This is a genomic window from Dyadobacter koreensis, assembly GCF_900108855.1.
GTDB lineage: Bacteria > Bacteroidota > Bacteroidia > Cytophagales > Spirosomataceae > Dyadobacter > Dyadobacter koreensis.
The window spans coordinates 24,979-49,532 of the sequence record NZ_FNXY01000007.1 but is presented as its reverse complement, the minus strand read 5'-3'; the positions used below and the strand labels follow the sequence as shown (position 1 = coordinate 49,532).

Annotated in this window: 16 protein-coding genes, 1 tRNA gene and 2 pseudogenes; 16 read left to right on the top strand and 3 right to left on the bottom strand. The window is 41.2% G+C overall.

Annotated features, from left to right (window positions below):
- Positions 1 to 11: 11 nt before the first annotated feature.
- Together BMY70_RS21550 and BMY70_RS21545 are read left to right on the top strand one after the other, a co-directional pair.
- The gene (locus BMY70_RS21550) at positions 12 to 1,505 is read left to right on the top strand and encodes a capsule assembly Wzi family protein (protein ID WP_229209719.1); all 1,494 of its coding nucleotides are present in this window, start codon (positions 12 to 14) and stop codon (positions 1,503 to 1,505) included.
- 245 nt (positions 1,506 to 1,750) lie between these two features.
- Positions 1,751 to 4,588, top strand: coding sequence for a M16 family metallopeptidase (locus BMY70_RS21545; RefSeq protein WP_090338379.1), 2,838 nt, complete (start codon positions 1,751 to 1,753; stop codon positions 4,586 to 4,588).
- Between the two features lie 70 nt (positions 4,589 to 4,658).
- Here the strand turns inward: BMY70_RS21545 and BMY70_RS21540 are convergent.
- A pseudogene (locus BMY70_RS21540) lies at positions 4,659 to 5,834 on the bottom strand (acyltransferase family protein).
- A gap of 613 nt (positions 5,835 to 6,447) precedes the next feature.
- On the opposite strand from BMY70_RS21540, the gene BMY70_RS21535 reads away from it, so the two are divergent.
- From BMY70_RS21535 to BMY70_RS21505, 7 genes are all read left to right on the top strand, one after another.
- On the top strand, positions 6,448 to 8,583 hold the full coding sequence (locus tag BMY70_RS21535; RefSeq protein ID WP_090338378.1) for a hypothetical protein: 2,136 nt from the start codon (positions 6,448 to 6,450) through the stop codon (positions 8,581 to 8,583).
- Positions 8,584 to 8,709: 126 nt separating this feature from the next.
- Entirely contained in the window at positions 8,710 to 9,480 is a 771-nt protein-coding gene (locus BMY70_RS21530; RefSeq protein ID WP_090338377.1) for an oxygenase MpaB family protein, read from the top strand.
- 218 nt (positions 9,481 to 9,698) lie between these two features.
- Positions 9,699 to 11,378, top strand: coding sequence for an ArnT family glycosyltransferase (locus BMY70_RS21525; protein WP_090338376.1), 1,680 nt, complete (start codon positions 9,699 to 9,701; stop codon positions 11,376 to 11,378).
- Positions 11,379 to 12,167: 789 nt separating this feature from the next.
- Positions 12,168 to 14,498, top strand: coding sequence for a S9 family peptidase (locus BMY70_RS21515; RefSeq protein ID WP_090338374.1), 2,331 nt, complete (start codon positions 12,168 to 12,170; stop codon positions 14,496 to 14,498).
- Positions 14,499 to 14,679: 181 nt separating this feature from the next.
- Entirely contained in the window at positions 14,680 to 14,850 is a 171-nt protein-coding gene (locus tag BMY70_RS30995; RefSeq protein ID WP_177197104.1) for a hypothetical protein, read from the top strand.
- Positions 14,851 to 15,161: 311 nt separating this feature from the next.
- On the top strand, positions 15,162 to 15,299 hold the full coding sequence (locus tag BMY70_RS30990; RefSeq protein WP_177197103.1) for a hypothetical protein: 138 nt from the start codon (positions 15,162 to 15,164) through the stop codon (positions 15,297 to 15,299).
- A 264-nt stretch (positions 15,300 to 15,563) separates the two neighbouring features.
- A complete protein-coding gene (locus BMY70_RS21505) occupies positions 15,564 to 16,403 on the top strand; it encodes an N-acetylmuramoyl-L-alanine amidase (RefSeq protein ID WP_090338372.1) in 840 nt (279 codons plus the stop codon).
- Positions 16,404 to 16,415: 12 nt separating this feature from the next.
- Here the strand turns inward: BMY70_RS21505 and BMY70_RS21500 are convergent, their stop codons facing one another.
- Positions 16,416 to 17,126: a GNAT family N-acetyltransferase gene (locus tag BMY70_RS21500; RefSeq protein WP_090338371.1), complete on the bottom strand. Its 711-nt coding sequence runs from the start codon at positions 17,124 to 17,126 to the stop codon at positions 16,416 to 16,418.
- A 190-nt stretch (positions 17,127 to 17,316) separates the two neighbouring features.
- Between BMY70_RS21500 and BMY70_RS21495 the strand changes: the two genes are divergently transcribed.
- From BMY70_RS21495 to BMY70_RS21475, 5 genes are all read left to right on the top strand, one after another.
- On the top strand, positions 17,317 to 18,591 hold the full coding sequence (locus BMY70_RS21495) for an MFS transporter (RefSeq protein ID WP_090338370.1): 1,275 nt from the start codon (positions 17,317 to 17,319) through the stop codon (positions 18,589 to 18,591).
- A gap of 278 nt (positions 18,592 to 18,869) precedes the next feature.
- Positions 18,870 to 18,942: transfer RNA gene (locus tag BMY70_RS21490), tRNA-Lys, on the top strand.
- A gap of 192 nt (positions 18,943 to 19,134) precedes the next feature.
- A complete protein-coding gene (locus BMY70_RS21485) occupies positions 19,135 to 19,491 on the top strand; it encodes a phage integrase SAM-like domain-containing protein (RefSeq protein WP_177197101.1) in 357 nt (118 codons plus the stop codon).
- 40 nt (positions 19,492 to 19,531) lie between these two features.
- Complete coding sequence (locus BMY70_RS30985; protein ID WP_177197100.1) at positions 19,532 to 19,702, top strand: site-specific integrase; 171 nt, start codon at positions 19,532 to 19,534, stop codon at positions 19,700 to 19,702.
- A 341-nt stretch (positions 19,703 to 20,043) separates the two neighbouring features.
- Positions 20,044 to 22,452, top strand: a complete 2,409-nt coding sequence (locus tag BMY70_RS21475; protein WP_090338367.1) for an ABC transporter permease — start codon at positions 20,044 to 20,046, stop codon at positions 22,450 to 22,452.
- A gap of 408 nt (positions 22,453 to 22,860) precedes the next feature.
- Here the strand turns inward: BMY70_RS21475 and BMY70_RS31490 are convergent, their stop codons facing one another.
- Positions 22,861 to 22,989, bottom strand: coding sequence for a hypothetical protein (locus BMY70_RS31490; protein ID WP_262485753.1), 129 nt, complete (start codon positions 22,987 to 22,989; stop codon positions 22,861 to 22,863).
- Between the two features lie 575 nt (positions 22,990 to 23,564).
- On the opposite strand from BMY70_RS31490, the pseudogene BMY70_RS31705 reads away from it, so the two are divergent.
- Together BMY70_RS31705 and BMY70_RS30980 are read left to right on the top strand one after the other, a co-directional pair.
- Positions 23,565 to 24,001, top strand: a pseudogene (locus tag BMY70_RS31705) (GMC family oxidoreductase).
- 344 nt (positions 24,002 to 24,345) lie between these two features.
- Entirely contained in the window at positions 24,346 to 24,498 is a 153-nt protein-coding gene (locus BMY70_RS30980; protein WP_177197099.1) for a hypothetical protein, read from the top strand.
- The last annotated feature ends 56 nt before the right edge of the window (positions 24,499 to 24,554 follow it).

Here is a 24,554-nt window from a genome sequence, read left to right as displayed (position 1 = left end):
CACGCACTGGTATGCATCCCAAAAAGTTTTTGAAGCCCTGCTTTTGGCTCTCTCTTTATTTCGGTTCTGGCACTGTTTCGGGGCAGACTCCGCATATAAATGCCCGCACATATCTCGATTCAACATCAAGGTATTTTGAAATAAGTGCCTTTGGAGGTGCTGGTTCGAGAACTCCGTTCTGGATGCAGGCCAATCAGTTTGGTGTTGTTCCAAAATCAAGGCCTGTTGCTACTGTACGAGGTAATTTTGAGAAGAATATCCGAATTGGTTCGGAGGCAAACAGAAAGAGAAACGTCTGGCGCGCTGGTATAGGAATAGAAGCCGTCGGAAATGTTACCAGGAACTCGAAAATACTTTTCCCGCAATCATACGCATCACTGCGCTTCAAAAACTGGGAATTTTTTGCAGGTCGAAAAAAGCAATACGTCGGTTTGGCCGATTCAACGTTGGGGACAGGGTCGTATGCCTGGTCTGGAAATGCTATGCCGTTACCTAAAATTCAAATTGGAACTATCGGTTTTATTGAAGTACCATTTACAAGGGGCTGGCTGTCTTTTAACGCATTTTATTCTGATGGTTTTTTTGAAAAGAACAGACCTGTTACCAGTGGTTTGAAGCTGCACCAGAAGGCGTTATATCTGAAAATCGGGAGTAAAAACAGCAGATTGAAACTGATGGGCGGCTTCAACCACCAGGTACAATGGGGCGGTAAATCTCCTTATTATACCAAGGATGGCGATCTTCCGGACGGGTTCAGGAACTACATTAACGTGATAACGGGCCAGCGCTATTTTCTTGGAGAGGATCTTACTGAATTTGATTACAATAATAGAATCGGGAATCATCTGGGCTCGATTGACGTGGCGATCCAGTATTTAGGCCACGATTATTCGTGGTTTTTATACAGGCAGAATATTTACGAGGACGGATCGCTCTCGAAGCTTCTGAATATCTCTGACGGGTTGAATGGAATCAGTATTACAAAAAATAACGCGTACGGGGCCAATTTCGAGATAACCAAGGTAGTTTTTGAATTTCTATACACTAAAAATCAGGGAGGTTCAATTTGGGAATTAGGAAACGTGCTCGGTAGGGATAACTACTTTAATAATGGCCAGGTTCGTGATGGCTGGTCCTATTATGACCGGACGATCGGAACTGCTTTCATTATACCAACGTCCGACACGAACTGGAAATGGCCGAATTACGCAGACTCTTTTACGAGCAATAACCGCGTTTCCGTAGTCCATTTAGGGATAAGCGGTACTTTTTTTAACTATTTAGGTTGGACTACCAAGGTATCCTATTCCAGTAATCAGGGAACTTATGATGAGCCATTTATATCTAGTCCAAACCAGTTTTCGGGAATTTTTTCTTTGGAGCGAAAAATGAAAATACTGGGAGGAGCAGAGTCGAAATTATCGTTCGCGATGGATAAAGGAAAACTCTATCCCAATACGGCTGCAATTGCTTTTAGTCTCCATAAAAATTTCACTTCTCGCTGATGTTTGCGGACCAAATTCATTTTTTAATCGGTGTTTGAATTGAAATATTTTTCGGCGTTATTTGATCCGGACAGGAAAATAAGCCTGATAGCGTGTAAAATCGAAAGTATTTAAGAACTTACGTTTTTAAAACGGGTTTTCCCGAACAGCCAAACAAATTTACCAGCCTTCCTGGCCGCTCAGGTCCAATGGCTGGGATTTGTGAAAAATAAAATGTTTCAAGATTTAAAACCAACAGTTTCAAAATGAAAAAACTGATCATTGCAGCCAGTGCTCTGCTGTACATGCAAATGCCTGTAACGGTAAACGGACAGGCGAAATTAGTTGAAAAAGTAGTCCGGAAAGGCTCGGAGACAATTATTCCTTATGAGCGGTATGTACTTCCGAATGGACTCACACTTCTGATCCATGAAGATCATAGTGATCCCCTGGCGCACGTCGATGTGACATATCACGTGGGATCTGCCCGGGAAGAAATTGGAAAATCCGGATTTGCCCATTTTTTCGAACACATGATGTTTCAGGGTTCAGATCACGTTGAGGATGAGCAGCACTTCAAACTGATCACGGAAGCTGGCGGAACATTAAACGGAAGTACCAACCGTGATCGCACGAATTATTTCGAGACAATCCCGGCTAATCAGGTAGAGAAAATGTTATGGCTTGAAGCCGACCGGATGGGTTTTCTTTTAGACGCAGTCACCCAGAAAAAATTTGAAGTTCAGCGTGCAACGGTTAAAAATGAACGTGGTCAGAATTATGATAATCGTCCCTACGGGTTGGCCAGTGAAATGGTGGCCAAAAATTTATATCCATATGGAAATCCTTACAGCTGGTTGACTATCGGTTATATCGAGGACTTAAACCGTGTAGCTGTCGGTGATTTGAAAAATTTCTTTCTGAGATGGTATGGACCTAATAACGCAGTTGTGACGGTGGGTGGTGATGTAAATCCAAAGCAGGTTTTGGCATGGGCTGAAAAATATTTCGGGCCGATTCCGAAAGGTCCTGCCGTGAAACCGGTAATCCTTCCGGCGCCGGTTCTGGAAAAAGATCGCTATGTTTCCTACACGGATAATTATGCCAAGCTTCCGATGTTCTATATGGTTTTTCCAACAACGCCGACATATAGCAAAGATGAGCCGGCACTGGATTGTCTGGCAGAAATTTTGGGTCAGGGAAATAATTCTCTTTTGTATAAAAACCTGATCAAGGCGAATAAGGCCGTTAATATGTCTGTGAACAACAGTACCACCGAATTATCGGGTGAATTTGGTTTCAGGGTAATTCCTTATCCGGGGCAGAAACTTTCGGACATTGAAAAAACAGTACGTGAGACGTTAATTGAATTCGAAAAACGGGGTGTAAGCGATCAGGATATTTCCAAGTTCAAAAGCCAGAGCGAGGCTAATGTTATTTATGGTCTTGAAAGTGTTTCAGGAAAGGTTTCTCAGCTTGCCAGTTTTTATACTTTTACTGGCAATCCAAATTATATCGGCAAGTTTCTGAAGGACTATGCATCCGTGACAAAAGAGGATGTGATGCGCGTGTACAACCAATATATCAAAGGGAAACACGCTGTTGTTTTAAGCATTTTAACCAAAGGAAACGAAGAAAATAAAGCGGCAGAAGATAATTATACCATATCCCAGGCAGGCTACAAAGCGCCGGATTATGGCTATGAGGGATTGAAATATAACAAAGCAAAAGACAAATTTGATCGCAGCAAAATTCCGTCTGCGGCCAGTGCTGTGGTGGTTAAAGCTCCCGAATTATGGAAAAGTAACATGGGTGATATTAAAGTAATTGGTACGAAAACAAATGAAGTACCCGCTGTTTACTTGTCGCTGAGTTTTAAAGGTGGGGCATTTTTGGATAGTGCGTCGAAATCAGGAACGGCGAATTTATTCGCAGCAATGATGGGAGAGGATACCAAAAATTATTCGTCAGAGGCTTTCTCAGTGGCACTGGATGAACTAGGAAGCAGTATTGATATTTATGCGGTCGATGACGCAATAAAAGTTCAGGTCCGTTCACTCACTAAAAATCTTGATAAAACCATCGCACTTTTGCAGGAACGTTTGCTGCGTCCCGCTTTTAATGAACAGGATTTTTCAAGAAATCAGAAGCGTTTTTCTGAAAGTATCAAGAATGCTTTAAACCAGCCTGCCAACGTGGCAAACCTTGTATATAATGCGTTGCTTCAAGGGGAAGGGAATCCACTTGGGCGATCCTCAATGGGTTCTCAGGCAACCATCGGTAATATTAAGCTTTCGGATGTTGAAGAATATTACAAGAGTAAATTCTCACGAAAAGATGCAGAAATCGTAGTTGTAGGCGATGTGGCAGAAAAGGATATTTTGTCAAAACTGGCTTTCCTGAATGACATGCCTGGCAATGAAATCACATTTCCGACTTTTCCGGCCGCACCGAAAGTAGAGAAAACCAAGGTCTATTTCGTGGATATCCCCAACGCCGCACAGACGGAATTTCGTGTAGGAAAAGTTACAGGTCTGAAGTACGACGCACTGGGAGATTATTACAAGTCGAACGTGATGAATTATCCACTCGGAGCTTCATTTAACAGCCGATTGAATCTTTACTTGCGTGAGGATAAGGGTTGGACCTATGGTGCCCGCTCATATTTTGCCGGCGATAAATATACCGGAACCTATACATTCACTTCCGGCATCAAGGCAGAAGCAACTGACAGTGCGCTGGTTGATGTGTTGCGAATCATTACAGATTTTGAAACCAATGGTATATCGGCTGAAGAACTGGCATTTACGCAGAGCTCGATCACACAAAGCGAGGCAAGAAAGTATGAAACAGGTTTTCAAAAAACTGGTTTTTTGAGTAACATTCAAACGTACGATCTTCCGCAGGACTATACTGAAAAACAAAACCAGATTTTGAAAACCTTAAATGCTTCGGATGTCAATAAACTCGCAGCAGGAAATCTTCCGAAGGAAAAATCTCTGGTAATCGTTTTGGTTGGAGACAAAGCAAAACTTATGGACAAAATTAGAGCAAGGGGGTTTGACGTCGTTGAGCTTGACCGTGAGGGAAAACCTGTGAAGTAATTTTTCTGATTAAAAACTGATCCGGCCTTTTCGTTAATTGTTCGAAAGGGCCGGAATTTTTTTTACTGCATCATAAATATCTCCGGATAGCAGCAATCTTTTTGAGATAGTAAGTAATCACCCAGCTTAGGCAAACCGAGACTGAAAATGTAATTATGAATTTCGCAATAACAGGAATTTCAAAATCGAGCAATAGAAACTGTGCCCACAAAACAAAAATATAGTGGATAAGGTAGATCCCGTAGGCGCTTGCTGAAAGTGATTGCCATGCAGAATTTGTATTGTTCAAAAACCTTCTAAAAAATGTTAGAAACGCAACACAGCTCATCACACAGGAAAGTATCCAGAGCGAACGGTAGAGTAAGCTTGCCCACAAAATCGGGATTTGTTGGGTTTCTATCAAATGTTTTAAAGGCATCTCGCTAAATTTTAGAACCCCATACACAGCGAAGCATCCGATTAACATGGCAAGCCATTTGCGCAGAAATGGTGAGTTCTGTGAAAAAATTCCGTCGTTCAGACTCGTGCTTCCGATTACCGTACCCATTAAGAAATAGCCAAAATATAAAAACACTCTGCTCACCTGGAAATCAAAAGGTCCAATTCCTGTCCAGCTGCCCGGACCGGCCAAGAGCAGCAGCGGTATGTGCAAAAGCCAGGTGATCAGGTAAAGCAAAACGATGAGTTTAAGAGGTCTGGATTTAAGGGACGCGAGTTTAATTCCATAATTGCTAACAGTGCTTTTTATTCTCTGAAAAAAGAGTGCAAAGATGAGATTAAATAAAAAAAGTACCCAGATAAACCATGGTGGCCCGACCGGCCACGCTTCAACTGTGAAAAAATCGATTATGTAATGTTTCAGGTCGTGTCACCCGTAAGCCAGAAGATAAGCCGGATAATATGCGAGAGGCATCAGGACAGAAACACCAATAAGAAACGGCACAAATAAGCGGAGAAATCGGTCGCGGATAAAGATTTTAACACCTTTGCCAAGGCCATTAAAAATGAAAATTCCACTGATCAAAAACATCAGCGACATAAAAAAGATGTCATTAAAATCTTCAAAAATGTCCATTCCAATCCATCTGTAATTATCTACAATCGCGTGTGTTGAAGTAATGTATGCCTGTTTGTTAAAAGATGCGAAAGTTGTATAAGCTAATGAAGAATGGTGAGCGACAACGAGAAGTGTGATAAACCCTCTGAGATTGTCTAGCCAGGGAAAGCGATTTGTTATAGTTTTCACGATTGGGAGTATGTTACAACAACTGGATGTTAGAAACGGGGCAATAACGTTGCATCATACCAAAACTTCACTATTGGGCTTGTCATAGCAAAAGAATAAGTTCAAAGCAGCTGCGAAAGGGAATGGATGTACGATTTTGCGCTATCGGCGATTTTTTACTGATAATGAAGTGCGGTTGTTGCCTTCCGCAGTTTAAACTTTTATGACATCGACTATTAAAATAGTGCATAAATTTTTTTAAAATATCATTTGGAAACTAGTGGTCTAAAAGTATTGCAGCGCGGGTTAAATATAGCTTTATGTTGGAAATGTTCTATTCTGAAAATTTCGGACTAAACTATGTTTTTAATGGCAGTTGCTCAATTATTTTCTGCTGCTGAAATTTCTATGCTTGTATTTATCAATGATAACGTTCCCGATACCGGTTGCATAGAAAAAATCACAACGGACATTGGTTATGGCTAAAATCGTTTCTTACTTACTTGAACAGGGGAAAGGCCGTTGGGAAATATTCAAGGAATAATTCTATCCGGGCTACTAACCGCCGGCTCCGTCAAGTTTAGGTAAACGGAGACTTGAAGAGTGATACTTTCCAGTAACCAGTTAAAAGTTGATGAATCGATATTATATTTTACTCATGTTTGTCCTGGCTTTTTCTCAAACGCATCAGGGCATTTGTCAAATTGATCGCAAGGCGGTGGTGTATAGACACAATGTTGTTGTTAAATCCGTCGATACACTCTCTTCGCTTACTGTTGGAAATGGTAAATTTGCATATACAGTCGACGTTACCGGACTCCAGTCATTTCCCGAATATTATGCAAACGGAGTGCCATTAGGCACGCAATCTGAATGGGGGTGGCACACGTTCCCCAACCTGGAAAATCTTAAGTTTAGTGAAACACTCAAACCGTATGATTTTAACGGGAAAACAGACCGGCTATATTCCGTACAGATCAACGAGCCTGCCAGGAATAAAAATGCAGTACGTTATTTCCGTGAAAATCCAGCTCGTTTACAACTGGGAAATTTCGGTCTTGAAATCATAAAAAAAGACGGGAGCATCGCCAAACCTCAGGATTTGGAAAATATTCATCAGGAGCTCAATCTTTGGACAGGTGAGATTTTAAGCAATTTTTCAGTAGAAGGTGTCTCTGTAAAAGTTCTGACAGCGGCCGATTCAGAAAACGATATAGTCTCAGTCAAGATTAGTTCGGAGCTCTTAAAAGAAAAACGCATAAAGTTCAGGTTCAGATTTCCCTATCCATCAAACCAATTTACCGATGTCGGGACAAATTACAAAAGCGGCTCAGCGCATGAAACCACTGTAAAACAGACTGGGTCCAGCGCAGTTTTCAGCAGAAAACTGGATAACGATAAGTATTATGTATCGACAAAGTGGACGGCCAAAGCAACAATCGATAAAATCGCCGACCATGATTTTACACTTTTACCAGTCATCAAGAATGATTTTGAAATTTCCGTCGCCTTTTCATCCAAAAACGAGTTTTCAGGCATACCAGGATTTTCAGAAGTAGCAAGAAACAGCTTAAACGGTTGGAATAAATTCTGGCTTTCAGGAGCGGCCATAGACCTGGCAGGAAGTACAGATTCGCGCGCGAAAGAGCTTGAAAGGCGTGTTATTCTTTCTCAATATCTTACGCGCGTGCAATGTGCCGGCAATTTTCCGCCTCAGGAAACGGGTTTGACCTACAACAGCTGGTATGGAAAGCCGCATATGGAAATGTACTGGTGGCACGCAGCACATTATGCTTTATGGGGAAGAACAGAATTGCTTGAAAAGGGAATTCAATGGTATTTTGATGTGTATGATGGCGCAAGAGAGATTGCGGAAAGACAAGGTTATAAGGGGGTCAGATGGCAAAAAATGACGGATCATCAAGGCATAGAATCACCGTCATCCGTTGGGTCATTTTTGATTTGGCAGCAACCTCATGTCATTTATCTTGCAGAACTCATTTATCGGAATAACCCATCAAAAGAAATTTTAGAAAAGTATCGAAAACTGATTTTCGGGACTGCAGATTTTATGGCTTCGTTCGCTTATCTCGATCCGACAACGCAAAAATACAACCTTGGCAGAGGAATAATTCCGGCGCAGGAATGTTACGATCCTCTCGAGACTTTCAACTCGCCTTATGAACTTGCATACTGGAAATGGGCCTTACAGGTCGCGCAAAAATGGAGGGAGCGTACAGGATTAAAACCAGATAAAGACTGGCAGGAGGTCATTGATAAAATTGCCCCTTTGGCGCAAGAAAAAGGTGTTTATAAAGCTGCGGAAAGTGTCGACGATTCGTATTCTTCAGCAAGTAAATATACGATCGATCACCCGGCGGTTCTGGCGGCGTTGAGTACATTGCCGGCGAACGGAGTTGTTGATACAGCAGTCATGCAGAAAACTTATGATACAATCGAAAAAGTCTGGCACTGGGAACGTACCTGGGGCTGGGATTTTCCAATGATTGCGATGACCGCCACACGGCTGAATAAACCGGAAAATGCAATAGATGCGCTTTTCAAAAATATCCGGACGAATACTTATTTACCGAACGGTCATAATTTCCAGGACAAACGTCTCACGATTTATCTTCCCGGAAACGGTGGACTGCTGGCAGCAATTGCTCTGATGTGCGCAGGTTCGGATGATAATAAAATTGAAAACCCTGGCTTCCCTAAGAATGGAAAATGGAATGTTAAATGGGAAGGCTTGAAGCCGCAACCATAATACTCAAAATATTTGAAGCCAGATTATAGTTCCCTCTGATCGTAAAGTTTCTCGGGTGGATATAGCTGATGGAATCCTTTGTCCGGGAAATAAGTTTATAGGAGATGATCCAGGTAAACGTTTCAGATGAAATATTTCGTAGAAAAAGATTCGGTTGTAAGAGAAATCTGGGGCAAAGCAGATTCGATACTTTTCATATTTGCCGGTGCGTCAGCTGAATTTGCCATGAACAAAGCTGTAGACTGGCTTTATTTTACTGGCAGATTGCCTGCTGATCCTCTGGGCAGACTTTTTTCAACTGTTTCCTATGCCCGTCAAATAGTATTTTCGGAATATGATGCAGCAATAAAATCGATCGATAAAATTGCTTCTATCCATCGTGACGTGGAGCATAGCCGGGGAGCACAGATTCCTGATTGGGCATACCGTGATGTCCTATTTATGCTCATCGATTATTCGATCCGCTCGTTCGAAGTACTGGAAAGAAAACTCACCCGGGCAGAAAAGAATGATTTATTTCAAACATTTCTTGCCGTTGGAGAGCAGATGAAGATTAACGGCCTTCCAATGACTTTGGAATCATGGGAGATCATGAGAAAACAGCATCTGCAAGACAATCTTTTAAACAGTGATTTTACAGTTGATCTGTACAAACAATATAGAAAACATCTTGGCCCGTTTAGATATTTGATGTTGAGACAGGTACAAATTATGGTGGTGCCTGGGCGAGTCAATCACCTGTTATCACTTGGTAAAATTCAATTTCTCAGGCCAGTGCTCGGCGCTTATAAGATATTTCGTTTTTTCGGATTCGAAAAATTTATTCGGAATGCCATTCTACCTCAGGATTACAGGGAGCAGGTAATCGCGCTTGATACGGCTGAAATATTTTCCTGAAATAGTAATTTCTGAACTTACCGGGCCAAATCATAAAATTCTCCATTCATATTTCTTCAATATGACGGAATTTCTGCTAGGTCACTTCCATTTTTTGCATCAAAAACACGTCCGGATGAGTATAAGCTAATGTTATCATTTCATGATTTTTTGTCTGGATCGAAATTTTATTCGGATGAAACGATTAAAATGTGAACATTAACCCGAAAGCTTAACTTATGACCACTGCAGAACTTTCCCTTCAACGGTATTTTCCATGGCTTTTATTCTTAGGTATCGTGCTGAACATACCGGGATTATGGCTCGATATTATGGAGCCGGACGGAGCATTGTATGCAACGATCGCCAAGCGGATTGTTCAGCACGATGACTGGATTAATCTCTACGGGAACGGACAGGATTGGTTGGATAAGCCGCATTTTCCCTTTTGGATGGCGGCTTTGAGTTATAAGATATTTGGCATAAATGGATTTTCTTATAAGCTTCCAGCCTTTATATTCTGGCTTGTCAGCTTGCTTTATACATATCTGACAGCGCGGGATTTATTTAATTCGTCGGTTGCCAAAATTTCAGTTTTGATCTATACGGTCGCTTTGCATAGCACGCTGGCCAATTTCGATGTCCGCGCTGAGCCATATCTGACGGCCTGTATAGTTGCAACGATCTGGCATATGTTATGCATTTACCAGAGAAAACACTGGATACATATATTGGCTGCCGCTGTTTTCGCAGGCTGCGCCATTATGACTAAGGGTATTTTTGTATTGATCACACTGGGTGCCGGTTGGGTAATATATTGGACAATTACCAAACAGTGGGATCAATTCGTAAATTATCGCTGGTGGTTATTACTGGGTCTTACTTTTATTTGCATTCTGCCGGAGTTATATTGTTTATATGTCCAATTCGACTTGCACCCGGAAAAGGTAGTTTTTGGTCAGACCAATGTTTCCGGATTGAAGTTTTTCTTTTGGGACAGCCAATTCGGAAGGTTTTTTAACACCGGCCCTATTCGTGGAAAAGGGGATCTTACCTTTTTCCTGCACACAACTTTGTGGGCTTTTTTACCCTGGTCGATTGGTCTTCTGGCTGCTGTTGTCTATTTAATAAAATATGACAAAGACCGGCAGCCGCTGCGCTGGATTATTTATGGTAGTACGATTGTTACATTCGTCATGTTTTCGCTGTCGAAGTTCCAGTTGCCGCATTATATTGTAATAGAATTTCCCTATTTTTCAATCATAACCGGTTACTTTTTATACCAAAAATCGAAGGATGCAGGCTTATCGGTATATGTCAGGATTCAGTCTGTATTGCTGTTCATCCTGTGCGCCGCCATTCTGGGACTATTGTACCTGACGAATGTCCAGTACGCAATATTTGGAGCGGCGATAAGTTTGGTGATTACTCTGGGCGCGACTTTTATAAAATCGGAGTCTCCTTTGCAGCAAATTTTGTTTAAAGGGTATGCAATGGCCGCCATGCTTTATATATTCCTGTTCCATTTCTTCTATCCATTTTTACTGCAATATCAATCAGGCAGAGAGGCGGCGAAGGTTATTCATGTGACAAATGATGACATACCGGTTGCATCCTATCAGTCATTTTCTTATTCCTTCGAATTCTACACTCCGGGAGACGTTAACCTGTTGAATACGAATGATGAGCTTGGACATTTCTTAAAAAACGATCCCTGCTTTTTGTACACAACCGCAGCCATTGGAGATAGTTTAATAAAGGCTGGTGTAGACGCAGAAATTATGGCTACGCCTGATAACTTCCACATTACCAGATTGAAATTTGGATTTCTGGACCATAAAAACCGTCACACTAAAGTGCAGAAACGTTATCTGCTTTACATCAACGACCTGGACGAAGATCCGGTTTCGGTTGACTAGATTTGGCAGGAGGGTTAAATATAGTATCTGAAATATCCTGACCAGGTTATATTTTTTTCCAGTAATCCCGCCGCGTCATGTACATGTGAAGTTTCTGGACGTAAGGTCCTGATAGATTCCTCCACTTTTGTTATTTAGTATTGACCAGTTTTTCCGCGGTTATATAGGGTGCCGCGTTTTAAGGTACGGATACTTAATAAGTGCTGAAATTGTAAGCATGGTATGAACCGGAATAAGCCTTATTGACTTCCCATGAGAAGTTGGGCAGGCGTCGTCAGCTGAGGAGTTTGGGATGTCTGAATTTGGCTAGATTATGAATTTACCGGTGTATTATCGCAACATATTTTATTTCAGGATTTTCTTCTGATTCGTCATTATAATATGAAAGTATTTATGTCTCGTCATTTTTGTTTGAGGCGATGTCAGAGTCGTAATCGTCAAGATCGAAACTGACTGTTCCGGATTTAAAAATCCCGTATAAAAATTTTCCATCCGTTTTCTAAAAAATAAATCCGGCTGATGAAAGAAGTTTGATGCAATGGATAATTCAATTTCTTTCGCGTCTGTTGAGATTACATCAAACAGTACATACCTCTTCTGATTAGAAACGTTTTTGAGATATTTGATAATCTTCAAACCGGACCATAATAGTCATCGGAAAATTTAGAAAAATAAAATGTTAGTAAAACAATGATTGAAGGGAGGTTTATGTAAAACGGATTGGCATAAAATGCCTATTTTGCGCGCTGTAAATAATAACTTTAACTCCTGACCTATGGACTATTTAATATGAAAAAATTTTCAGTAATCGTCTTATCCGTGCTGCTGGCCGGGAATGCAACTGCTCAGAAGCAAGCTGATCTTACCTCCGAAGATTATAAAAGGGCGGAAAAGTTCCTGGCTTACAACACACAGAATCTCATAGATAATGTTGCGGGAAAGCAAAACTGGTTTTCCAGTGAAAAATTCTGGTACCGTACTTTAACTGCCCAGGGAAGTGAATATATCGTCGTTGATGCTACCAGGGGAAAACGGCTTCCGGCTTTTAATCATCAGAAGTTGGCCGAGGCTATTTCGTCAGCAGCCGGGAAAGCTTACTCGGCCTTTATGCTTCCATTCCAGACAATTGAGTTTTCAGAAGACGAAAAGTTTGTAAGCTTTTCGTACGCGAACAAGCGTTGGAAATTTGACCGTAAAACCAGTAAACTTACCCAGATAGGAGAAGTTGCAGGGAAATCAGATGACAACCCAGCAAACGAATCGTTATCGCCTGATGGGAAAAAAGCAGTTTTCATAAAAGATTTTAACCTTTGGTTAAGGGATCTTGCAACGAATCAATCGAAACAGTTGACAACTGATGGCGTAAAGAATTTCGGTTATGCAACAGATAATGCAGGATGGAGGCACAGTAACCGTCCGGTTCTTTTATGGTCGCCAGATTCCAAAAAAATCTTCACTTACCAGCAAGATGAACGTAATGTCGGAGATATGTTTCTAGTAACGACTAATGTTGGACATCCTGAACTGGAAGCCTGGAAATATCCTTTGCCTGGCGATACCGCCATTGCCATGTTGCATCGTGTGATCATCAATTTAGAATTGTCATCGACGGTGAAGCTGAAAATATCGCCTGATGCGCACCGGGCAACTTTGGGAGACGATATCAGCAGAGGCGGTGTGCTGAGCGATGCGGAATGGAGCGGAGATGGTACCCAAATAGCTTTCGTATCAACTTCCCGTGACCATAAACATGAAAAAATCAGAATTGCCGATGCACTGACAGGAGATGTGCGGGAAGTTTTTGAGGAGACTTCAAATACCCAGTTTGAGTCTGGTCAGAAGGGGATCAGCTGGCGTTTCCTACCGTCGTCGAATGAAATTATCTGGTATTCTGAAAGAGACAACTGGGGACATTTATATCTGTACGACGCGGCAACCGGAAAGTTGAAAAATCAGATTACAAAAGGTGACTGGGTGGTAACCCAGGTTGTCAAAATTGATGAAAAGAACCGGTCGGTCTATTTTATGGCTAATGCAAAAGAACCGGGAAATCCTTATTTCAGCCATTTTTATAAGATTGGTTTTGATGGGAATAACCTCATATCGCTTACCCCTGAGCCTGGTATACATTCCCCGATTTTTTCGCCGTCAGGTAATTATTTCGTTGATACCTATTCTCAGCCGGACGTTCCCTCTATTACAGTTCTGCGGAATTCGGTCGGAAAACATCTTTTAACGCTTGAAGAAATTGACATAGCGCGCCTGCGGAAAGCTGGCTGGAAGGCTCCAAAACCTTTTTCGGTCAAAGCACATGATGGAAAAACAGACTTATATGGCTTGTTGTATACGCCGACGACCATGGATTCAACCAGAAAGTATCCGGTCGTTGATTACATATATCCGGGACCCCAGGGTGGCAGTATCGGCTCATGGGCGTTCAATGCTTCCAGGAGAGACAACCAGGCATTGGCCGAACTTGGATTTGTGGTGATGGAACTTGAAGGCACAAGTAATCCTTCTAGATCAAAAAGTTTTCATGATATGAATTATGGGAATATGGCAGAAAACACATTGCCGGATCAGGTGTCGGCCATCAGGGAACTTGCTTCGAAATATAATTGGATGGATACCAGCCGCGTTGGTATGCACGGGCATTCAGGCGGAGGCTTTGCGACTGCATGTGCGATGTTCATGTTCCCCGACTTTTTTAAGGTTGGGATATCTGAATCAGGTAACCACGATAACAGAAATTACGAAGATGATTGGGGCGAACGATATATCGGACTTTTAACAAAAACAGAAAACGGAATCTCAAATTATGAGAACCAGGCGAATCAGGTCCATGCAAAAAAATTAAAAGGGAAATTGATGCTCGCCCACGGAATGATGGACGACAATGTCCCACCATACAATACGATGCTCGTGGTGGAAGCGCTGGAAAAGGCTAACAAAGATTATGATCTTGTTATATTTCCTAATAGTCCGCATGGTTATGGCATTTACAATCCTTATATGATGAGAAAACGCTGGGATTATTTTGTCAAAAATCTTTTAGGTGTAGAGCCGCCAAAAGAATATTTGTTGCAGACAAGTACCGATCCAAGGAATTCGGTGCGCTAATAACCAGACATAATAAAAAGCGCCGATAGCCATTTTAGAATATTTAGGAATTGGTTCGACCAGAAGTTTGTACACCCTTCGATAAATGCCTAGCCATAACATCGGAATAAAATAGTTTTCATATTTCAAGCGTTTGGCATCATTTTTATAATTTATAAGATAGAATCAATTCATTATAATTATGAAACAGTCACAAACATCTAGTCCGCAGCCAAAGGCAAGGGTAGAAAATAAGGACAATATTGACAGCAGACATAAGGAAGAGGAAATGGTTAAGAAAAACCATATTACTAATAATCATAAGGAACATCGCAGTGAAAATAAAAGCCAGACTCAAAAGCAGAGTAAATAGCTTTGTTTTTTGACAGACTTTTTAAATAATCGGCGGATTAATATATGTCTGCATTTCAAAGAAAGGAATCCCGATTTCAGCCTCCATGCTAAAATCGGGATTTCTCTTTTTTTATACAGATAAAAATAAATTATCTGAGAAATAATGGAGCCGGCTTTGTTGATAATAAATATGCTCGATACGAACTGTAATATGGATATTAGCTATCACAAATCAACGTGTTTTATGCAGGTGTCCAAGAATTAACCAGATGCGGTACCTGTTATTTATTAAAAGTGTTAAGAATGTGCTTCAACTTATCCAACCCGCAAATGAAAAATATTCATTCGGGCGCGCCAGCAAGAGTGAAAAATTGTGGTACTGGCACATTTGCCGCTGAATTATTTAAGGTAAATGCTTTTAGCGTGTCTGGTATTGGCTTATTGGGGTTGTTTGCGACAAATGCTTAACGATTTTTAAGGAATGTTGCGATGCCGATTGAAGTTCTTTAAAAATTTTTTTGTTTAAATATGACTTTGTTATACATTTGTCCATTATGCACATTTTAAATGTGTAGAGGAGGGTAAGACTTATAAGAATTCCGGGTTTCCGGAATTCTTTTTTTGTATACAATCGAATTTCATATCTGTAAAAATGCCTAGGCATATGTTCCTGCATTTTTATCTGCATAGATTTGTTTTGTCTGCTATCGATCTCCATCAAATACTTTGTATATGTCAGCTGAAAACCGACTCCTGAATCACTTTCTGCTTTTTTTGGTCCTTCTCATTTCTATAAGCTGCAAATCTTCCAAATACGCAAAAACCAATAAGGTTTACAAAAATCTGGCAAAAGGATATGCCGAAATCATTCGGGCAGCACCGCCAAATCATCAGGCCATCGATTCGATGAGTACTGAAAATCAATCTTGGGTAGGATCTGTGAATTTTGGCATCAGAAGGGCAAATTTTGTAATTCTTCATCATACCGCACAAGATTCGACAGCTCAGACTTTGCAAACATTTACTATTCCACGCACGCAGGTCAGCGCTCACTATGTGGTTGGACGTGACGGGAAAGTAATACAGATGGTGAATGATTATTTGAGGGCTCAGCACGCCGGCGAATCGCGCTGGGGAAAAAATACCGATCTTAATTCGTCATCGTTAGGTATTGAGCTGGATAATAATGGCAATGAGCCGTATTCTGATCAGCAGATGAACAGCCTGTACATTTTGCTGGCGAACCTGAAAAAGAAATACGGGATACCGACAGCGAACTTTATAGGACACGCCGATATAGCACCTGCAAGAAAGCCCGATCCGAACAATTTTCCGTGGAAAAACCTTGCTGAGAAAGGATACGGATTATGGTATGACGATTCACTGGAAACAGCTCCGATGGATTTGGACTCAACCATTGCGCTTAGGATTATAGGCTATGATGTCAGGAATATTGACGCCGCGATCGTGGCTTTCAAGCGACATTTCATCCAGACTGACATTACGCCAATACTTACTGCGTGGGACAAATCTGTCTTGAATAATTTGTACAGGAAATATTTAAAAGATTAATCACTGAGCAAACTATTCTGATAATTTTTGGCCTTTAAATTCAATTAGCCAAAAGTTGATGGTTTTTCTTTCCGTGTAACCTAATAATTCGTAGACCCTTCTCGCTCTAACGTTATTATTGACAAAATGCAGAAACGGCACAGCGTTCTGTTCAATGTTTTTTTTGGAAACATGCGCTACAAGATTTTGTGCATATCCTTGTCCAGTATGATCCGGATGCGTAACGACTGCACTTATCTCTGTAAATCCTGTCATTTTAAGGCGCTCGCCTGCCATAGCAACTAATTTATTATTCTTGATTATTCCAAAATAATTTCCGAGTAAGGGCGTGTTGTGGAAAAAATATCCTGGTTGAACAAGACCAATTAATTCAAGCATATCACTTCGATGATCCTCGGTTAGCGGCTCTATGTCTGCAACGTTTTTAGTATCTAAGGTATTTAGTTTGCTACATATCATTTGTACACATTCAAGTTTGGAATGTAAAACCCAATTTTTGGGAAGGGCAGGCAACTCTCCAACTACGAAGAAATTTTCGCCGGGAACTACCCAGAGTTCGATTTGTTCCAGATCGGCAGTCAAAGGCGTTTTACAACCTAAAATTCTCAACATATCAACCGGGTATCGCTTTACAAAGTCTCCCCCCAATGCGTATGGGCTGTGCGTGCTTGTTAAAGAATGCCATACGGGGTTATCCAAATTTAAATACAGATCGTTATTCATTAAATCAATAAAGTCTTGTGACAGTAGAAAAATAGGAATAAATTTTTGTTATGCCGCAAGATCTAAATTTGGTGCTAATTGATCTTGATTTACTATAAATGAAATTTCTGAAAATCAAATACCACCCGGGAACGGTATGATGTTGGTTATCCGGTCTTTGTTGTGTTATAAAGCTAAGCCCTGACCGTTGATGAAATCAAAACTTGCTCCATCCCGCTGGTACCGAATAATTCCTATTGTCTTTGTAACTTACAGTCTGGCTTATCTGGACAGAGCTAATTTTGGATTTGCGATTGCAGGAGGGATGGCAGACCATTTGAATATTACGAAGGGCACTTCTTCTTTATTAGGTTCTTTATTTTTTTTAGGGTATTTTTTTTTCCAAATTCCCGGGGCGCACTATGCTGCCCGAAAGAGTGCTAAAAAGTTGATTTTTATCTCACTGATTCTATGGGGGGGCCTGGCTGCTGCCACCGGAATGGTCAGTAGCGTTGGATCGCTTATTGTCATTCGATTTATGCTCGGCGTTGTGGAAAGCGCTGTGATGCCGTCCATGTTAATTTTATTAAGCCAGTGGTTTACGCAAAAAGAGCGGTCCAGAGCTAATACGTTTTTAATCTTGGGTAACCCGGTAACCGTTTTATGGATGTCAGTCTTGTCAGGCTATCTCATTGAGTCTGTGGGTTGGCGGTGGATGTTCATCATTCAGGGAGCACCTGGAATTATCTGGGCTTTCATATGGTGGAAAATGATCGACGAGAAACCGAGAGATGCCAAATGGATGACTGAACGCGAAAAGGACGAAGTAGAGGAGCAATTATCTTTAGAACAAATAGGGATTAAACCGCTGAAAAATTATGCTGAGGCTTTCAGATCCAGGGCTGTAATTTTATTGTGTTTCCAGTATCTGTTATGGAGCCTCGGAGTGTATGGATTTGTCATGTGGCTTCCATCAATAATTAAAGCGGCTCCGGATATGGATATTGTCAAGACGGGATGGTTATCGTCTATCCCTTATATTTTGGCGATAGCGGGTATGTTGGCAGCCTCGTTTTTCTCCGATAAAACGTTGAACAGGAAAATTTTTATTTGGCCATTTCTCCTTATTGCCTCCCTCTCATTTTTTGGAGCTTATTTTCTGGGTACATATAACTTTTGGCTTTCATTCGTACTTCTGGTTATAGCAGGAGGAGCTCTTTACGCACCGTACGGACCGTTCTTTGCTGTGATAACAGAAATTCTTCCCAAGAATGTTGTTGGTGGGGCCTTAGGTTTAATTAACAGCATAGGTGCACTAGGCTCATTTGTCGGGTCGTATCTCGTGGGATATCTCAACGGGAACACAGGAGGATTTGAGTCTTCTTATATTTTGATGGCATGCTCTTTAGCCATCGCTGCTGTGATCACGATTTTTGTCGTCAACTCGCCCGCCAAAAAAGAGAGCGATATTCTCTCAGATGTATGAAAAACACATTCTACTCCATAAATCAGCATTTTTTTTGATGAAAAATTTATTTTTTTTAATTGTCAATATTCTCTAAGTTAGAAACTTAGAAAAATCTAATAATTACTCCCTAGAAATAGTAAGTAAATAAATTTGGAACCTAGACCAAATTGTATACTTTTGCATCACAATTGAGGGACACGAAAAGTAAGTGAAACAAAATTGAATGAAATTTTAAGCTTTCTAAATTTAGCTTTGACTTTTTAAAAGACAATTTTAGACTGCAAAGAATAAAGTAGGATTCCGTAGCTCAGCTGGTAGAGCAATACACTTTTAATGTATGGGTCCTGGGTTCGAATCCCAGCGGGATCACAAAAGGCACACGAAAGTGTGCCTTTCTTATTTAAAATGCATTGATTTTCAGCACAGTTAACAAAAAAGCAGGTTATTCTGAATCAAGATAAATCAAACCATTCGGTCACTGTTTTAATTTGGTAAATTAGGTGACCGAATGAATGTTTGATTGAGGCGATTTGATTTAAGGTTCTCCCAGAGCATTTGGTCTTGATCCGAAGTATTCAAAACAGGGCCAAAAATCCAGGCAGCACACTGCTATATGCTTTTGATGAATTTATAGCCACCTTTGAAAAGAAGAAGGAGGAGGGGATCAGTTCCAGCGGAACGCTCAGACACTGGCGCTCAACCCGGAAAAAAGTGGAGACCTTCATCGCATACCGGTACCACCGGCGGGATCTGGATTTCTCAGAGATAGATCATATGTTTGCTGACGAGTTTTTTGACTATCTGACCTTGCATCAGTATCCGCCTCTTTCGGAAGTTACGGCCAGGAATCAGGTAAAATGGACGCGCCAGATTGTGAAGATTGGCGTGAAGAAAGAGTTATCGCGAGTAATCCGCTAGAAAGTTTCATCTGCTCGGTGGAAATAAGTAAGTGCAGTCCTTGGAACTTTACGAAGTGGAGGCAATTTATCAGAAAGAAATATCCATTGACAGTATAGCCGAAGTCAGGGACGCTTTTATTTTCCAATATTGTATCGAATTTGCTTATCAGGAGATGTATAAGCTTAATCCTGACAATATTGTCCGGGTGGGCAGGGCAGGCGAGAAGTAGCTGATTAAAGACCGGGGCAAAACAGATGTAACGGTGATGGTGCCGATCCAGAATTCGGAGCCATTTATCACCCAAATTCAGAAATTGATGACAAATAGTTTTGGTCAGAGTTGACCAATTTAAATGAATGATTGAGTGTTTCGGAGATTTGTTTGTTATGTACTTGAATGAACAGTCGTGTTCGAAATCGAACATCTCGTGGCGATCAATAATTTTTAATCATCTAAATATCAGTTATTTATATTTTATTTTTTTAATGGCTTGATTTTTTTAACGAATGAAATTGCTATGGCGCAAGGTAATGAATATCCAGGCAAAGATTGGTAAATTGATCCGCTATTATGCTCCGTAACTACTTTAAAATAGCCTGGCGCAGTCTCGCTGCAAACAAGACTTGCTCCGTAATCAACATTGGTGGACTTGCAGTTGGTATGATGGTTGCCATCTTGATTGGCTTATGGATTTATGATGAATTCTCATACAATAAGTATCACGAAAATTACCGCAGAATTGCGCGGATAATGCAACAGCAAACCCTGGATGGAGAAATCAACACAGGCAATAACGTTCCAGCCCCGTTGTTGAAAATTTTGGAAACTAACTTTGAGGAGGATTTCGACCGTGTGGTCATCACCTCATGGCTCCAAAGACATGTGCTGACCTATGGCGGATCCAGTTTTACGAAGCCTGGTAACTTTATGTCTGCTGGTGCAGCAGAAATGCTTTCCCTAAAAATATTAAACGGGAGTACTTCCGGACTAAAAGATCCCGCGACGATTTTGCTCTCCGAATCAGTAGCAAAAGCGTTTTTCAAGGATTCCGACCCGATCGACAAAATGATGAAACTCAATAAAGACTTGATTGTTAGGGTAGTTGGAGTTTATGAAGATATTCCTTACAATTCAGAATTCCGGGAACTGGCGTTCATAGTACCTTTTGATCTTTTTGTCTCGTCTACTCCTTGGGTGAAAGATGCAGTAGAAAATGGAGAATGGGAAAGCAGTTCTTTTCAAATATTAGTACAGGTCTCTAAAAACAGCAACTTAAAATCAGTTTCTGAGAAAATAAAGAACACTATCCTAAAAAGGACTACGCACGGTGAATTAAAGTTTAAGCCGCAAATCCTGCTGCATCCAATGAGCCAGTGGCATTTATATTCCGAATGGAGTAACGGAAGTAATATTGGAGGGCGTATTCAATTTGTTTGGCTATTTGGCATAATCGGTTTATTTGTGTTGCTTTTGGCGTGCATCAATTTTATGAACCTGAGCACCGCACGTTCGCAAAAACGCGCCAAAGAGGTGGGGATCCGGAAGGCGATCGGCTCAGTCCGGCTTCAATTGGTTGTCCAGTTTTTTAGTGAATCTTTTCTGGTTGTATTTTTTGCCTTCTTTTTCTCATTGGTACTTGCCTGGCTGGCTATGCCAATTTTCAATGAAATTGCCGACAAGCAAATGCTTATTCCTTGGGGCGACCCTAATTTCTTGATGAGCGGCATCATGTTCACAATACTGACCGGGCTTATTGCGGGCAGTTACCCTGCATTTTACTTGTCGTCCTTTCAGCCTATCAAAGCACTGAAGGGAAAATGGAGCCCTCTGGGACTTCACGCGACGCTACCAAGGAAAATTCTGGTAGTTTTGCAATTCACAGTTTCCATCTCCCTTATTATCGGCACAGTCGTGGTGTACAGACAAATTCTGCATGCAAAAGATCGCCCTATCGGCTACAACCGAAAAGGATTAGTGACCATGCTGGCGAATACTCAGGAGATTCACAGGCATTTCGATGCAATGCGGGACGATCTTTTAAAAACGGGTAGTGTGATATCCGTAGCAGAGTCAGTTGCGCCACCTACCGAGGTTTTTTCTGCTAATGTAGGTTTCAATTGGAAGGGTAAAGATCCAAGCCTGAACTCCGAATTTGCAACAGTTGGTATTTCTCATGACTTTGGAAAAACCGTCGGTTGGCAGTTTGTGGCAGGGCGCGACTTCGCCAGAAATTTCTCTACTGATTCTGCCGGATTTGTTGTGAATGAAGCGGCTGTCAAGTTTATGGGGCTGGGTAATCGTGATGTAGTGGATGCCATCGGCGAGACGGTAACTTGGGATGGAAGACAGTTCAAAATTATCGGCGTGATCAAGGATATGATCATGGAGTCGCCGTATGATCCGGTCAAAAAATCAATCTTTTTTATTCATCCAAAAGGAGGCAGGTTTATAACTGCAAGGCTGAACCCTGGCGCTAATGCAGGTTCGGCAATAAAAAATATTGAAGCAGTATTTAAAAAATACAGTCCTGATTTGCCATTTAATTACCAGTTTGTGGATGATGAATACGCGTTAAAGTTTGCTTCGGAAGAAAGAATCAATAAGTTAGCTGCGGTATTTGCAGGTTTGGCAATTTTGATAAGCTGCCTTGGACTTTTTGGAATGGCATCGTTTATTACAGAACAACGGACAAAAGAAATAGGTGTCCGTAAAGTGCTGGGTGCGTCAATTACTAGCTTGTGGCAGCTTCTTTTAGGCGATTTTGTAATTCTGATTGTTGTCTCCTGTCTGCTTGCTACGCCCATCGCCTGGTATGCAATGGATCAATGGTTAGAAAAATATGCTTATCATACCCAGATTTCCTGGTGGATTTTTGCTTTTGCAAGTTTAGGGACACTCGCTATTACTTTCATTACTGTGAGTTATCAGGTTATTCAAACAGCACTGCTCGATCCCGTGAAAAGTCTGCGTAGTGAATAAATTTCTTTCCTGTGCACTTGTAAAGTGCGTTCTGATATTGACACATTTCTACGTGAAGCCGACATTTACTTCGGTTTAGGCTCATCGTCTGATGCCGAAACGAAGTAAATGTCAGATGGTTTTTTAGCAAAAACTAAATGAATTGAAAGTTACGGCATTGAAAATTAGAGTGTCTTCACTTTTTATTGTGGTAATAATATACCTTAGTCCTTATTGAATAAGAAAACTAATTGTTTTTTTCATAGTTGTTAAGGTAGATGTCCCTTTGCTACATTTATTTGGAGGCAGAAATAGGCAGATTTAATATTTCAACTAAATTTGACTATGAGAAAACGATCGCGCGGTGGACCGTGGGAGTTTGACAATTCTTTTAAACGGATGGCACTGGAACCTTCAGAAGCCAAGGGCTCAGTAGCTCTTGTTTCCTTTTTTAAAGCTCAGGTGCAGTTGTTTCCAGTCATCAATTATCGATGCGCCTTTTTTACCGCCTGCACTCCGCAAGTATCCCCAGGGCCCGCCGGCAGGTTCATTGGTCATGCCGATATTTTATGCAAGTGTATTTCATTTTTCTGGATGACTTAACCTTTTGAAAAGTCATCCAGGGATTTAGGCGAACTTAGAACAGATGCACTTGCGGATGTGCATTCCCAAGCGATATGTCCCCCACATTTGTTGTAAGGATACGTCTACGTTTATTTGCCTCGCACCAGTTAAGTATGCGAAAGAGAGCTATTCATTATTCCAATCGAAAAAAACTTTTTCTGGCTCAGAACTTAATTGGCTGGCTCGACTCGGACAAAATCTAAACCGAGCCAAGTTCCATCTTTGTAAAGTTGATTCCATGCAGTTGTATCAGCTAAGGGTTGCTTTCCAGCGAAAGCACTTTCACGGGAATTGGTGAACCGTACCGGATAATCGTATTTGCCGTTTATGTCAGCTTATTTCCTTTTTGATTCCAGTCTGATCATGAGAAGGATCATTTAAATGTTTATAAAATTTTTACATAACCTTGTGGTGGTTCGCGGCAGGGATGGGAGCGGGGAAATTCGGCAGAAGGTTTCGGTTCCGACTTCAAATCAGGACTGGCTAAACCAGGTTTATGGACATTTAGTATGACCGCGATGGGTGAAATGTTGCCGCATGCAGATAACAAGGTGACACTTGATTTTCAGAAGCAAGATAAATGGGGTATGCCCACGCTTCAGATTGACTGCCGGTGGCGTGAAAATGAAGACAAAATGGTGCCGGATGCGATAACCCAGGCGCAGGAAATGATGGAAAATGCAGGTATCAGGGTAGTAGCGGCTTATGACAATCATCAGAATCCCGGACTTGCGATCCATGAAATGGGAACGGCGCGCATGGGGCGCGATCCAAAACGTCCGTATTAAATGGTTTCAATCAGATTCATTCCTGCAAAAATGTATTTGTGACAGATGGTGCAAGCATGAGCTCTTCTGCTTGTCAGAACCCATCATTAACCTACATGGCCATGACTGCCCGCGCAGCAGATTTTGCGGTAAAGGAATTGAAGAGGATGAACTTTTAGACTGCATTTCATAGTCCTGTTTTTATCTCTAAATGCATTATAAAAGAAGCGGTATTTAGTCTGGAGTATCGATATATAGCAATTGGTAAGCGACATTATTTTTTTGTTTTCTAAGGTAGCAAAGAAAAAAATGTCAATTTTAATGCAAGGCGTACTTCGTTTTTCCGGTTGGTTGCTTCGACATCTCATTGGGTATCGATAACAAACAGAAAGCAGTTGGCCTTCCGGCATCCGCACATCTGACATCCCACTATTAAAAAGTTTGCCAGAATGGCACTAAGCGAAAGGAAGCCATTTTTGACTTGGCCCGCATAGCCGGGAATAGGATGCTTAACTGTCCTGAAATGAGCCAATCAGATATGGCTGAATTGCTCGTTAATCCATTTTTGGTAAATATGAAATCTTTTTCTGTCAAACGCGGATACTCGCTGATTGATAAAGATGCCGCAGTCTCTAAAAAATATCCGGAATACCTATTCTCGAACGTCATTCACTGATTGTTGTCGCAGCAATAAAATGTAAACAACGTATCGCAGAGCTTTAGAATTTCGAC